Origin of the sequence: Janthinobacterium sp. 35, from assembly GCF_002754575.1 — a bacterium.
Taxonomy (GTDB): domain Bacteria; phylum Pseudomonadota; class Gammaproteobacteria; order Burkholderiales; family Burkholderiaceae_D; genus Janthinobacterium; species Janthinobacterium tructae.
In genome coordinates, this window is the sequence record NZ_PEFN01000001.1 from 1,926,970 (window position 1) to 1,939,353 (window position 12,384).

General features: G+C 61.7%; 14 protein-coding genes. 10 read left to right on the forward strand and 4 right to left on the reverse strand.

Going from position 1 to position 12,384, the window contains the following annotated elements; all coding sequences use genetic code 11:
* Positions 1 to 218 precede the first annotated feature (218 nt).
* Positions 219 to 995, reverse strand: a complete 777-nt coding sequence (locus CLU93_RS08670; RefSeq protein WP_099760766.1) for an enoyl-CoA hydratase — start codon at positions 993 to 995, stop codon at positions 219 to 221.
* Positions 996 to 1,071: 76 nt separating this feature from the next.
* Here CLU93_RS08670 and CLU93_RS08675 point away from each other — a divergent pair, with 76 nt between their 5' ends.
* Both CLU93_RS08675 and CLU93_RS08680 read left to right on the forward strand, forming a co-directional pair.
* Positions 1,072 to 2,373 carry an MFS transporter gene (locus tag CLU93_RS08675; RefSeq protein WP_257224911.1) on the forward strand — a complete coding sequence of 434 codons (1,302 nt, stop codon included), beginning with the start codon at positions 1,072 to 1,074 and terminating at the stop codon, positions 2,371 to 2,373.
* Between the two features lie 137 nt (positions 2,374 to 2,510).
* Positions 2,511 to 2,948: a universal stress protein gene (locus tag CLU93_RS08680; RefSeq protein ID WP_096233739.1), complete on the forward strand. Its 438-nt coding sequence runs from the start codon at positions 2,511 to 2,513 to the stop codon at positions 2,946 to 2,948.
* 40 nt (positions 2,949 to 2,988) lie between these two features.
* On the opposite strand, the gene mltA is transcribed toward CLU93_RS08680, so the two are convergent.
* Positions 2,989 to 4,095: a murein transglycosylase A gene (gene mltA / locus CLU93_RS08685; RefSeq protein ID WP_306594702.1), complete on the reverse strand. Its 1,107-nt coding sequence runs from the start codon at positions 4,093 to 4,095 to the stop codon at positions 2,989 to 2,991.
* A 181-nt stretch (positions 4,096 to 4,276) separates the two neighbouring features.
* On the opposite strand from mltA, the gene CLU93_RS28175 reads away from it, so the two are divergent.
* A complete protein-coding gene (locus tag CLU93_RS28175; RefSeq protein WP_165829277.1) occupies positions 4,277 to 4,423 on the forward strand; it encodes a hypothetical protein in 147 nt (48 codons plus the stop codon).
* A 27-nt stretch (positions 4,424 to 4,450) separates the two neighbouring features.
* Here the strand turns inward: CLU93_RS28175 and apaG are convergent, their stop codons facing one another.
* Positions 4,451 to 4,825 (reverse strand): Co2+/Mg2+ efflux protein ApaG, encoded by a 375-nt coding sequence (gene apaG / locus CLU93_RS08690; RefSeq protein WP_035828598.1) that lies wholly within the window; start codon positions 4,823 to 4,825, stop codon positions 4,451 to 4,453.
* A 169-nt stretch (positions 4,826 to 4,994) separates the two neighbouring features.
* On the opposite strand from apaG, the gene rpe reads away from it, so the two are divergent.
* From rpe to CLU93_RS08725, 7 genes are all read left to right on the forward strand, one after another.
* On the forward strand, positions 4,995 to 5,669 hold the full coding sequence (rpe, locus tag CLU93_RS08695; protein WP_071079585.1) for a ribulose-phosphate 3-epimerase: 675 nt from the start codon (positions 4,995 to 4,997) through the stop codon (positions 5,667 to 5,669).
* Positions 5,669 to 6,385: a phosphoglycolate phosphatase gene (locus CLU93_RS08700; RefSeq protein WP_099760767.1), complete on the forward strand. Its 717-nt coding sequence runs from the start codon at positions 5,669 to 5,671 to the stop codon at positions 6,383 to 6,385. The genes rpe and CLU93_RS08700 overlap by 1 nt, the downstream gene beginning before the upstream one ends.
* Positions 6,386 to 6,640: 255 nt before the next feature.
* Positions 6,641 to 8,137: an anthranilate synthase component I gene (gene trpE, locus CLU93_RS08705; RefSeq protein WP_099760768.1), complete on the forward strand. Its 1,497-nt coding sequence runs from the start codon at positions 6,641 to 6,643 to the stop codon at positions 8,135 to 8,137.
* 1 nt (position 8,138) lies between these two features.
* A complete protein-coding gene (locus CLU93_RS08710) occupies positions 8,139 to 8,702 on the forward strand; it encodes an aminodeoxychorismate/anthranilate synthase component II (protein WP_099760769.1) in 564 nt (187 codons plus the stop codon).
* Between the two features lie 65 nt (positions 8,703 to 8,767).
* Positions 8,768 to 9,811, forward strand: coding sequence for an anthranilate phosphoribosyltransferase (gene trpD / locus CLU93_RS08715; RefSeq protein WP_099760770.1), 1,044 nt, complete (start codon positions 8,768 to 8,770; stop codon positions 9,809 to 9,811).
* Between the two features lie 36 nt (positions 9,812 to 9,847).
* A complete protein-coding gene (gene trpC, locus CLU93_RS08720) occupies positions 9,848 to 10,648 on the forward strand; it encodes an indole-3-glycerol phosphate synthase TrpC (protein WP_099760771.1) in 801 nt (266 codons plus the stop codon).
* A 32-nt stretch (positions 10,649 to 10,680) separates the two neighbouring features.
* Positions 10,681 to 11,133 (forward strand): hypothetical protein, encoded by a 453-nt coding sequence (locus tag CLU93_RS08725; RefSeq protein ID WP_099760772.1) that lies wholly within the window; start codon positions 10,681 to 10,683, stop codon positions 11,131 to 11,133.
* On the opposite strand, the gene CLU93_RS08730 is transcribed toward CLU93_RS08725, so the two are convergent.
* Positions 11,084 to 12,259, reverse strand: coding sequence for a GGDEF domain-containing protein (locus CLU93_RS08730; RefSeq protein WP_099760773.1), 1,176 nt, complete (start codon positions 12,257 to 12,259; stop codon positions 11,084 to 11,086). The two genes, CLU93_RS08725 and CLU93_RS08730, sit on opposite strands and share 50 nt — an antisense overlap.
* Positions 12,260 to 12,384 lie beyond the last annotated feature (125 nt).

The following is a 12,384-nucleotide window of genomic DNA, read 5'->3' on the forward strand; positions in this document are numbered from 1 at the left end:
GCTGCACTTACATCAAATGCCCACACTTATCGACTGTTAATTGTTAAAGAACGGTATTCGGTGCTACTTTCGCGCTATTGACAAAGCGTTGTGTTTGTCAGCTGCGAAGAAGGAAGAGTATGAAGCGTTTCGGCTATTTCGTCAACCTTCTTTTTCTCCCCGTTTTACTCTGCAACACCATGTTTTGTGTGCGTCGTTTTGCGAGGAGGCGAATCATATCAAAGACCGTCGAAGTTTGGCAAGCGCTTTTCCAGGAAAGCGTGCATGCCTTCTTTTTGTGCAGGCGTGCCGAAGGCAGCCTGGAACAAGCGGCGCTCGTAGGCGACGCCATCGCTCAGGGTCGTTTCAAAGGCGCGGTTGACGCAATCCTTGATCATCATGGCAACCGAGGTCGGCATGGCGGCGATGGTCTTGGCGGCAGCCAGGGCTTCTTCCATTAATTTATCTGCCGGCACCACGCGCGACACCAGGCCGATGCGTTCCGCCTCGGCAGCGTCGATGGTGCGCGCCGTCAGCAGCAGATCCATGGCCTTGGCCTTGCCGATGGCGCGCGGCAAGCGCTGCGTGCCACCCGCGCCCGGCGTGACGCCAACCTTGATTTCCGGCTGGCCGAATTTGGCGCTGTCGGCGGCGATCAGGAAATCGCACATCATGGCCAGTTCACAGCCACCACCAAGTGCGTAGCCAGCTACGGCGCCCACCACGGGTTTGCGCACGCGCAAGATATGCTCCCAGTTGCGGCTGATGTAACCTTGGGTAAAGGTGTCCGGATAGGTGTAATCGGCCATGGCGGCAATATCGGCGCCGGCGGCAAACGCTTTTTCGCTGCCCGTGAGCACGATGCAGCCGATATTCTCGTCCGCGTCGAATTTCAGCAGGGCGTCGCCCAGTTCATTCATCATGTTGTCGTTCAAAGCGTTGAGTGCCTTCGGGCGGTTCAGGCGGATGACCGCCACTTTGTCCTGGATATCGATGATCAAGTCTTCGTATTGCATGGTGTCTCCTCTGGATGAACGGTGTGACGATTGTAGCGGCTAACAGCGGCGGCGCGACAAGTGCGCTGCTATTATTGTGAGCCCGACCACCTTTATCGAGCAGCGTATTTTCTCTTCCTTCTTCCAGTACTGCGCCCGCCATTTGCGCGGCGACGGCAGCGCCGCCAGCGTCAATTTTCGCCGCCTGTGGTTCAGCAACGGCCTCAATTGCTTCGGCGCCCAGATCACCTCGCTGGCCCTGCCCCTGTGCGCGGTATTGTTATTACATGCGACGCCAGAACAAATGGGGGTGCTCGTCGCCCTGCAGGCGCTGCCGTTTGCCCTCTTCGGCTTGCCCGTCGGCGTGCTGCTGGACCGGCGCAGCAAGCACCCGATCATGCTGTTCAGCGAAACCATGTCGGGCCTGGCGCTGGCCAGCGTCGCCGTCGCCTACTGGTGCGGCGTGCTGTCGATGCCCTGGTTATATATAGTGGGATTCATCATCGGCACGGGCTTCGTTGTCGGCGGCGGCGCCGAACAGGTTTTCCTGACCTTCCTGGTGGGCCGCGACGGCTTGATCGATGCGCAATCAAAATTTGCTGCCACCGAATCGGCTTCGCGCCTGATCGGCCCCGGCCTGGCCGGCGTGCTGGTGCAAGTCCTGTCGGCGCCCGCCGCCATCCTGTGCACGGCCTGCGGCTATCTGGTGTCCGTCTTCAATCTGCGCGCCATGAGCGTGCGCGATCCGCGGCCTGCACCGTCCGACAAGCACGCCTTGCGCGACATCGCCGACGGCTTGCTGTTTGTCTGGCGCGAACCGCTGCTGCGCGCGCTGGCCTGGGGCGCCGGCATCTGGCACTTCCTGTTTTACGCCAGCATGGCCTTGACGGTGCTGTTTGCCACGCGCGACCTGGGCATGAGTCCTGGCGTGCTGGGCATGACGCAGATGCTCGGTGGCGCCGGCGTGCTGCTGAGCGCCTTCATCGTCAAGCCATTGACGCGCCGCTATGGCGCCGGTCGCACCATCCTGATCGGGCTGGCGTCCACCTCCGTGTGCTTTGCCCTGACGCCCACCATCCCCGCCTTACTATTAGGCAGTGCGGCGGCCAGTGCCGTGGCCTATGCCGTGCTGATGTTCTTTTTTGATTGCGGCGTGATGCTGTTCTTCATTCCCTACCTGGGCTTGCGCCAGAAAGTCACACCCGACCCCATGCTGGGCCGCATGACCTCAACCATGCGCTTCCTGACGGTAGCGACGGCGCCGCTGGGCGCGCTGGCCGCCGGCTGGGTAGCGGAACACTTTGGCGTGCGCAATGGCCTGGCCTGCATCGCGGCAGGCAGCATCGCACTGACGATCGCCATGGTGTGGGGCACGCCGCTGCGTAGCGTGCGCACCTGAAGCGATAAACGGGCATACACTGCTAAAAGATTGCCTTGGCGACACTATTCATGCCAAAGCCTGTGAGTTTTGATTTACATCAAGGAATTAATTGAGGTAAATCCATAAGCTGTCTTCCATCACTCTAGGAGCACGTCATGTTTAACACCATCTTATTTCCCACCGACGGCTCGCCGCTGTCCGACAAAGCGGCCGAGACGGCCCTCGCCTTTGCTCAATTGAACAAGGCCAAGCTGGTCGCCCTCAGCGTGGTGCAACCGTTCCCGTTCTCGCCGATGGCCGATGGCGGCATCGTGCTCGACGCCAGCCTGTATGAACAGCAGATGCAGGAGGCATCGCAACGCGCCGTCGACAAGATCGGTGAAGCGGCGCGCGCCGTCGGCGTGCCCTTTGAAGGCGTGGTCGTCGTCTCGCCCAGCCCGCACGAGGAAATCGTCAATGCGGCGCAAACCTACCATTGCGACATCATCCTGATGGCTTCGCATGGCCGCAAAGGCTTGAACAAGCTGTTCGTGGGCAGCGAAACGCAAAAAGTGCTGGCGCATACCCATTTACCTGTCATGGTCTTGCGCTAACCTTGCGTTAGCGCAATCCCCGCCCGGCGCCGCGAGAAACTCAGCGCGCCGGCGCCTGCTTCGGCAACAACACCCACACGGCGCCGCTCTGCTTCATGCGGCCCGCATTCTCCGCCGCTTCCGCACCGAAACCAAAGAAGTAATCGACCCGGATGGGGCCGCGAATGGCGCCGCCCGTATCCTGCGCCATCACCAGCCGCTGCATGGGAATCTCGCTATTGGCTTGCGTGGTGGACAGGAACACGGGCGCACCCAGCGGCAGGAAGCGCGAATCGATGGCCACCGAGCGCTGCGGCGTCAACGGCACGCCCAATGCGCCCTTCGGTCCCACTTTGGGATCGGGCAGGCGCTCTTCCTTGAAGAAGACATAGCTCGGATTGGCGTTGAATAATTCATCCTTGCGCGTGGGGTGGCCGGCGATCCACGCCTTGATGCCCTGCGCGGACGCCTGGCTCAAGGTCAGCTCGCCCTTGTCGACCAGGTAGCGGCCGATGGATTTGTACGGGTGACCATTCTGGTCCGCGTACGCCACGCGCACGGTTTCCTGCGTATCGGTCAGCTGCACGCGCCCGGAACCCTGCACTTGCAGGAAGAAGGCCTCGACTTCGTCATCCACCCACAGCAATTCCTTGCCCGTGACGGACGTGGCGCGCTCGATGTCGGCGCGGGTCGCGTACGGGATCACCTTCTTGCCCACCAGCTTGCCCCGCAAACGCATGTTCTTCAATTCCGGATACACGCCGGACAAGTCCACCGAAACGAGGTCGTCAGGCACCTTGTACAGCGGCGTCTGGTATGGACCGCCGCGCTTGCGCGCGCCGTGCAGCAGCGGCTCGTAATAACCGGTCACCAAACCAGTATTGGCGCCATCGGCGGTGACGACTTGATTGGGCACAAAGAAAGTTTCGAAGAACAGACGGATGGCCTTGTCGCTATCGGCATTCACCTGACGCGCGATGGTGCACGACTCCTTCCAGTCCGGGCGTTTCACCAGCACGCCGCATGAAGCCATGAACGCGGGCCAGGCGGCGCGCATGTCGTCGCGGGCCCAGCCTGGCAAGGCGGCAAATTTGGCGGGCACGAACGTTGGGGCCGCAGCATCCGTCGCGTCTTTGGCATCCTTGGCCTCGGCCGGCTTGGCCGGCACCGGCCTGACGACAGTCGGAGCAATCGCAGGCGCCTTGCCAGTCGCAGTAACCGGCTCTGCCGGCGGCGTGGTACAGGCGGAAAGCGCAAGCGCGACGGCGCTGATTGAAACGGGTAGACTACCGCGTGTCAACAGACGGCGGGTAAATACTAAGCTGCGGGTAAATAACATAGGGGTGCGTATGTGGATCTTGATGATAGAGGCGCTGGTGGCGTTCTTCTTGCTGGCATTTATAGTCTGGTGGACCATGTATTCGGGCAAAAAGCCCGCACCACCGGCGCGCAAACAGCTCGGCGAAGAACAGGACAGCACCGAAAAGCTGAAGTAAGTGGGGGCGCAAGCCCCCGGCGTTTCCTTAATGCAGGGTACGCGGCACCGACAACACGAACTCGGGAATCAGCGCTTCGAACTGATGACCATCCTCGGCCACGCAAAAGTATTCGCCGTGCATCGAGCCTTGCGGCGTGCCCAGCATGGTGCCGCTCGTGTACTCGAACTGTTCGCCCGGCTGCAGCAGCGGCTGGTGGCCGACGGCGCCCAGGCCGCGCACCTCTTCGACCTTGTTGTTCGCATCCGTGATGACCCAGTGGCGCGAAATCAGTTGCGCGCCTGCCGTGCCCGTGTTGACGACGCGAATCGTGTAGCTGAACACGTGCCGCCCCTGGTCGGGGGCCGATTGCTCGGGCAGATATTGTGTCTTGACCGTTACCGTAAATTCATAAGTCGCCATCGTCATTCCTATTCAGACATTGCCAGTCGTATATTGTGTGTCGCGCGCGCCGCATTGGCCATCGCGCGCCGTGTATTCTGCGTTCCACCGTGCTTCAATGAGGCATGGTAACGGCGTCAAGCGTAAAATAGCGCATCTTCGCATTTTCTACTCTTAGCCTTTAGCCACCATGACAACATTCCGTATCGCTCCCAGCATCCTGTCCGCCGACTTTGCCCGCCTGGGCGAGGAAGTGCGCAACGTCGTTACCGCCGGCGCCGACATCATCCACTTCGACGTGATGGATAACCATTATGTGCCGAACCTGACCATCGGCCCCCTGGTGTGCGAAGCGATTCGCCCGCACGTGCAAGTACCCATCGATGTGCATCTGATGGTCAAGCCTGTCGATCGCATTATCCCGGATTTCGCCAAGGCTGGCGCGAACATCATCACCTTCCACCCGGAAGCGTCGGATCACCTTGACCGTTCCTTGCAGCTGATCCGCGACAATGGCTGCAAATCGGGCCTGGTGTTCAACCCGGGCACGCCGCTGCACTACCTGGAACACGTGATGGACAAGATCGACATCATCCTGATCATGTCGGTCAACCCGGGCTTCGGCGGCCAGTCCTTCATTCCGCAAGCACTGAAAAAAATCGCCGAAGCGCGCCGCATGATCGACGAATCGGGCCGTGACATCATGCTGGAAGTCGATGGCGGCATCAAGATCGACAACATCGGCGCCGCCGCTGCCGCCGGCGCCGACACCTTCGTCGCCGGCTCGGCCATCTTCGGCAAGCCCGATTACAAGGCAGTCATCGACGCCATGCGTGCCGAATTGGCAAAAGTGACGGGCGCCTGATGCAAGCGGGCACGGTGAAAGACCACGTACTGGCCGGCGTGCGCGCCGCCATCATCGACCTCGATGGCACGATGCTCGACACCGTGCCCGATTTTCATGTCGCCATCAACGGCATGCGCGCCGAATTCGATCTGGCACCCATCAGCGCCGAAGCCATCAAGCTGATGGTGGGCAAGGGCTCGGAAAACCTGATCCGCACCGTGCTGGCCCTGGACTTCGACGCGGCCGGCGTGGAACAGCATTTCGAGCACGCCATGGACGCCTACCAGCGCCACTACCTGGCCATCAATGGCCAGTTCAGCACCCTGTACCCGGACGTGGAAGCAGGCCTGGCGGCGATGAAGGCGGCGGGCTTGCGCCTGGCCTGCGTCACCAACAAGCCGATCGCCTTCGCCCTGCCCCTGCTGCAACAGAAAAACCTGGCACAGTATTTCGAGATCGTCTACGGCGGTGATTCGCTGCCGCAGAAAAAACCGCATCCCATGCCGCTGCTGCAAGTGTGTGCGGACTTCGACCTGGCGCCCGCCAAAGTGGTGGCCATCGGCGACTCCTCGAATGACGCGCAAGCGGCACGGGCTGCGGCTTGCCCCGTCTTGACCGTACCGTATGGTTACAACCACGGACACTCTATACACGACACCGATTCCGATGGTATAGTAAATACGCTGCTCGAAGCGGCGCATTTTATTAGCATGCACAACAGACCAGCATACTGACCATACCTAACACCATATCGTGAACACGTTTCTCATCAAAAAACACAATGTCACCCAAACCGGCTCGATTGAGGCCTGGCTTTGGCGACGCTGGCAATCCTGGCAGGCCTAAGGGCCGAGCCGTGTAAGATTGCTGTCGGCGGCACGCGCGCATTTGCGTGTTGTATGCACCGGCAGGTTTTTTGATAACCCACCGCAGGGTCTGTGCTTTGACAGCACGACGCATACGCGTACCCTGGCGGCATGGAGAGACACATGACCGAACTCGAATTCAAATCGCTGGCCCAACAAGGCTACAACCGCATCCCCCTGATCGCGGAAGCTTTTGCCGACCTCGAAACCCCACTCACGCTATACCTGAAACTGGCGCAAACCCAGCAAGGCGGCAAGAACACCTTCCTGCTCGAATCGGTCGTCGGCGGCGAACGCTTCGGCCGCTATTCCTTCATCGGCTTGCCCGCCACCACGGTATTGCGCAGCCATGGCAACCGCACCGAAATCGTCAAGAACGGCGCCGTGATCGAAGAGCACGAAGGCAATCCGCTCGACTTCATCGAACAGTACCAATCGCGCTTCAAAGTGGCGCTGCGCCCCGGCATGCCGCGTTTCTGCGGCGGCCTGGCCGGCTACTTCGGCTACGACACCGTGCGCCACATCGAGAAAAAGCTGGCCGGCGGCGCGCCGAAAGACGACTTGAACCTGCCCGACATCCAGTTGATGGTGACGGAAGAACTGGCCGTCATCGACAACCTGTCCGGCAAACTCTACCTGATCGTGTATGCGGACACCACGCAGCCCGAGTCGTTCAGCAAAGCGCGCCAGCGCCTGAAAGACTTGCGCATGATGCTGCGCCGCGGCGTCGATGCGCCCGTCACCAGCGCCTCCGTACGCACGGAAACCATCCGCGACTTTTCCAAGGAAGACTACCTGAAGGCCGTCGCCAAGGCGCATGAATACGTGATGGCCGGCGACTTGATGCAGGTGCAGATCGGCCAGCGCATCCGTAAACCGTATGTCGATTCGCCGCTGACCCTGTACCGTGCCCTGCGTTCGCTCAATCCGTCGCCCTATATGTACTTCTATAATTTCGGCGACATGCAGATCATCGGCGCCTCGCCCGAAATTTTGGTGCGCAACGAGAAGCTGGCGGACGGCGGCAAGAAAGTCACCTTGCGTCCCATCGCCGGCACCCGTCCGCGCGGCGCCACGCCAGAGCGCGACGCCGAATTGTCGGCCGAACTGCTGGCCGATCCGAAAGAGATCGCCGAACACGTGATGCTGATCGACCTGGCCCGCAACGACATCGGCCGCATCGCCGAAACGGGCAGCGTGCACGTCACCGACCGCATGGTCATCGAAAAATACTCGCACGTGCAGCACATCGTCTCGAACGTGGAAGGCACGCTGAAAGACGGCCTGTCGAACCTGGACGTGCTGCGCGCCACCTTCCCCGCCGGCACCCTGACGGGTGCGCCGAAAGTGCGCGCCATGGAAGTGATCGACGAGCTGGAAATCACCAAGCGCGGCATCTACGGCGGCGCCTGCGGCTACCTGTCGTTTGGCGGCGAAATGGACGTGGCGATCGCCATCCGCACGGGTGTGATCAAGGACGGCATGCTGTACGTGCAGGCCGCGGCCGGCATCGTGGCTGACTCGATCCCCGAAATGGAATGGCAGGAAACCGAAAACAAGGCGCGCGCCGTATTGCGCGCCGCCGAACAAGTGCAAGATGGCCTGGATGGGGAGTTTTAAGATGCTGCTGATGATCGACAACTACGACTCCTTCACCTACAACATCGTGCAGTATTTCGGCGAGTTGGGCGAAGACGTGCGGGTCTACCGCAACGATGAAATCACGCTCGAACAGATCGAGGCGCTGAACCCGGACCGCATCTGCATCTCGCCCGGCCCGAAAGCGCCGGCACAGGCGGGCATTTCGGTGGCAGTGCTCAAGCACTTCGCCGGCAAGAAGCCGATTCTGGGCGTATGCCTGGGCCACCAGGCCATCGGCGAGGCGTTTGGCGGCAAAGTCATCCGCGCCAAGCAGGTCATGCATGGCAAGACTTCCCTCATCGCGCATACGGGCGTGGGCGTCTTCAAAGGCTTGCCCAGCCCCTTCACAGTGATCCGCTACCACTCTTTGGCGATCGAACGCGCCTCGCTGCCTTCCTGCCTGGAAGTGACGGCGTGGACGGACGACGGCGAAATCATGGGCGTGCGCCACCGGGAATACGATATCGAGGGCGTGCAATTCCACCCCGAGTCAATCCTCTCGGAGCACGGCCACGCCCTGCTGAAGAATTTCCTCGAGCGCTGATTCCATGCGCACGCCCCGGCGTGCCATCAGTGTCCTCCTGCGCCATCATTGAAGAAGGAAGCATCATGCCGATCACCCCACAAGAAGCCCTGCTGCGCTGCATCGAACACCGCGAAATCTTTCACGACGAAATGCTGTACCTGTTCCGCCAGATCATGTCCGGCGAAATGTCGCCCACCATGATCGCGGCGCTGACCATGGGCCTGCGCGTGAAAAAGGAAACCATCGGCGAAATCGCCGCTGCCGCGCAAGTGATGCGCGAGTTTTCCACCAAGGTGCCCATGGCCGACACCACCAACCTGCTCGACATCGTCGGCACGGGCGGAGACGGCGCGCACACTTTCAATATCTCCACCGCTTCGATGTTCGTGGCGGCAGCAGCCGGCGCACGCGTGGCCAAGCATGGCGGGCGCAGCGTCTCTTCCTCGTCGGGCAGCGCCGACGTGCTCGACTCGCTGGGCGTCAACATCAACCTGCAGCCCGAGCAGATCGCCCAGTCGATCGCGCAAACGGGCATCGGCTTCATGTACGCACCGAACCACCATGCGGCCATGAAGCATGCGGCGCCCGTGCGCCGCGAACTCGGTGTACGCACGATCTTCAATATCCTCGGCCCGCTGACGAATCCGGCCGGCGCGCCGAACATTCTGATGGGCGTATTCCACGCCGACCTGGTCGGCATCCAGGTGCGCGTGCTGCAGCGCCTGGGCGCGCAGCATGCCATCGTCGTGTATGGCCGCGACAATATGGATGAAGTGTCGCTCGGTGCCGCCACCATGGTGGGCGAACTGGTCAACGGCGAAATCCGCGAATATGAAATCCATCCGGAAGACTTCGGCATGTCGATGATCGCCAGCCGCAACCTGAAGGTGGCCGACTCCATCGAATCGAAGGCCAAGATGCTGGAAGCCCTGCGCGGCGAACCCGGTGCGGCGGCAGACATCGTCGCCCTGAACGCGGGCACGGCACTGTACGCGGCCGGCGTGGCCAGCTCGATCGAAGACGGCCTGGCGCGCGCGCGCATCGCCGTCAGCTCGGGCGCCGCCCTGGCAAAACTGGAACAATTCGTGCAGGTGACGCAGCAGCTTGGCACCCCGGCGCAAGCGTAAGCTCCCCCCGCCCTCCTTGATAGAATAGCGACCATCATGTCCGACATACTCGATAAAATCCTGGCCGTGAAGGCCGACGAAGTGGCGAAGGCGAAAGCCCATCGCAGCCTGGCCAGCCTGCGCGGCGACGTGGAAAGCGACAGCGCCCTGCGCGCCGGTCTGCGCGGCTTCGAGGCGAGCCTGCGCCAGCACATCGCCGCCGGCAAGCCCGGCATCATCGCCGAAGTCAAAAAGGCCTCGCCGTCGAAAGGCGTGATCCGCGCCGACTTCCGCCCGGCGGACATCGCCGCCAGCTATGCGGCGCATGGCGCGGCCTGCCTGTCCGTGCTGACGGATGAACAGTTCTTCCAGGGCTGCGTGGATTACCTGCAGCAGGCGCGCGCCGCCTGCGCCATTCCCGTGCTGCGCAAGGACTTCATGGTCGACATGTACCAGATCTATGAAGCGCGCGCCATGGGCGCCGACTGCATCCTGCTGATCGTCGCCGCGCTCGACCACGGTCTGATGGCCGAAATGGAAGCGTGTGCCCACGAACTGGGCATGGGTGTGCTGATCGAGAGCCACGATGGCGAAGAACTCGACGCGGCACTCAAGCTCAAGAGCGCGCTGATCGGCATCAACAACCGCAACCTGCGCACCTTCGAGACCTCGCTCGACACGACCATCAATCTCTTGCCACGCATCCCGCAAGACAAATTGATCATCACGGAATCGGGCATCCACAGCACGGCCGACGTGCAACGCATGCGCGATGCGCACATCCACAGCTTCCTGGTGGGTGAAGCGTTCATGCGCGCGCCAGACCCCGGCGTGGAGCTGGAACGCCTGTTCAGTTAAAGCATGGTAGTCTGGCAGGCATGAGACACGCGATGATCGTCCTTGCCGCCGCCAGCCTGCTGTCGGCTTGCCAGACTGCGGCCCCGCCAGCGGCGCGCACGCCCGCACCTGCGCCCCCACGCACGCCGGCCGCGCTACAGCTTGCCGCCAGCATCGACGCCTACAAGGCGCTGGTGGCGCAGCAGATCATGGCGGCCAACGGCGCATATACATTCAGCGGGCGTCTGCCGCCCATGTTGCCGGCCATCGTCGTGCTCGACCTGCGCGTGGGCCCCGACGGCGAGCTGAAAAGCGTGCAGGTACACCGCTCACGCGACAGCGAAGCCTCGGCTGCGGCGCTGGCCGCCGTGCGGCGCGTGCAAGAACTCTTTCCGCCAGCGGCACACCTGATGCACCGCCACGCCAGAACCTTCGATTTCTCCGAAACCTTCCTGTTCAACGAACAGTACCGATTCCAGCTGCGGACATTGTCCGGTCCACAGTAAGCGCGGCGGCATCGAGCTCGATGCGGTCGCGTCCCCGCTCCTTGGCCAGGTACAGGGCCGCATCGGCGCGCGACAGCAATTCTTCCAGCCCCTCCACCACCGAGGCCTGGCAAGCGACGCCTATGCTGACGGTACACGAAGGCAGTCCTGCATGACTGGACTCGCGCAGCAAGGCGCGTATGCGTTCGGCCACGCCCAAGGCATTATGCACAGGCATATCCGGCATCAGCACGACGAATTCCTCGCCGCCGAAACGCGCCACGCAATCCGATTCGCGCAAGGCGCCTTTGATCACGGTAGCCACATGCGCCAGCACCTGGTCTCCCACCGCGTGACCGTAGCGGTCATTGATCAATTTGAAGTAATCGAGGTCGATGCTGAGCAGTGTCAACGGCACACGGCGGCGGCGCAGATTACCGATCTCGCGCGCATAGGCGTCGCCAAAGCCGCGCCGGTTCAGCACTTGCGTCAGCGGATCGTGGGTCGAGCGGCGCTCCAGTATCTGCTGCAGGCGGCGCGTCGCCACCGTCATGAAGCCCACCGTCAGCAGCAGCGCCATGAAATTGGCGACCGCCAGATAGATGCCGGCCGGCGTGCCTGCCACCGCCAGGTTGACGCTGGCGCCGCCATGCAGCAATGCCGACACGCCGCGCGCCAGCACCACGACAGCTTGCAACAGCATCAGCGCACCGAAGAAAAAACTCGAAAAGTGGCGCTCGCCGTAGCACCATACCAGTTGCACCTGGCGCGCATAAAACAGGAAGACCAGCAGGGAGAAGACCGCCACGCGCGCCGAGAAGTCGGGGCGCACCAGCAGCCACCAGCTATTGCCAGCGAGGGCCAGGGCAAGTATCAGCAGATAGGCGCGGCGACTCGTCGCCAGGCCAAAGAATTTCTCCGTGCCCAGCATCGACAGGCCGATGCCGGCCACCAGCGCCGCATTGGCCGAGATCATGGACAATGCCGACGGCAGCACCTCGCGGGTGCCGAACAGCAGGGACGCACACACCAGCAACAGCAAACCGGCCGCCCAATGCCCCAGGCCGTGTACCTCGCGCCGGAAACTGCGATACACCGAGAACATGACAATGCTCATCGCCCCGCACATCAGGGTCGTCATCAGCATGATCGTTCGGGGATCGAGGGTTTGCACGTTGGGCGCGATCTAAAAGAAACAGTTCGGCAATTTTAGTTTAGTTGAAGGAAAATTAGTTCATTTGCGGTAAATATGATGGTACAGCGCCAATATTG

Excerpts from the sequence above, each read along its gene's own strand:
- CLU93_RS08670 (WP_099760766.1), bottom strand. The coding sequence starts at position 995 with ATGCAATACGAAGACTTGATCATCGATATCCAGGACAAAGTGGCGGTC.
- CLU93_RS08680 (WP_096233739.1), top strand. The coding sequence starts at position 2,511 with ATGTTTAACACCATCTTATTTCCCACCGACGGCTCGCCGCTGTCCGAC.
- CLU93_RS28175 (WP_165829277.1), top strand. The coding sequence starts at position 4,277 with ATGTGGATCTTGATGATAGAGGCGCTGGTGGCGTTCTTCTTGCTGGCA.
- apaG (WP_035828598.1), bottom strand. The coding sequence starts at position 4,825 with ATGGCGACTTATGAATTTACGGTAACGGTCAAGACACAATATCTGCCC.
- rpe (WP_071079585.1), top strand. The coding sequence starts at position 4,995 with ATGACAACATTCCGTATCGCTCCCAGCATCCTGTCCGCCGACTTTGCC.
- CLU93_RS08700 (WP_099760767.1), top strand. The coding sequence starts at position 5,669 with ATGCAAGCGGGCACGGTGAAAGACCACGTACTGGCCGGCGTGCGCGCC.
- trpE (WP_099760768.1), top strand. The coding sequence starts at position 6,641 with ATGACCGAACTCGAATTCAAATCGCTGGCCCAACAAGGCTACAACCGC.
- CLU93_RS08710 (WP_099760769.1), top strand. The coding sequence starts at position 8,139 with ATGCTGCTGATGATCGACAACTACGACTCCTTCACCTACAACATCGTG.
- trpD (WP_099760770.1), top strand. The coding sequence starts at position 8,768 with ATGCCGATCACCCCACAAGAAGCCCTGCTGCGCTGCATCGAACACCGC.
- trpC (WP_099760771.1), top strand. The coding sequence starts at position 9,848 with ATGTCCGACATACTCGATAAAATCCTGGCCGTGAAGGCCGACGAAGTG.
- CLU93_RS08725 (WP_099760772.1), top strand. The coding sequence starts at position 10,681 with ATGATCGTCCTTGCCGCCGCCAGCCTGCTGTCGGCTTGCCAGACTGCG.
- CLU93_RS08730 (WP_099760773.1), bottom strand. The coding sequence starts at position 12,259 with ATGCTGATGACGACCCTGATGTGCGGGGCGATGAGCATTGTCATGTTC.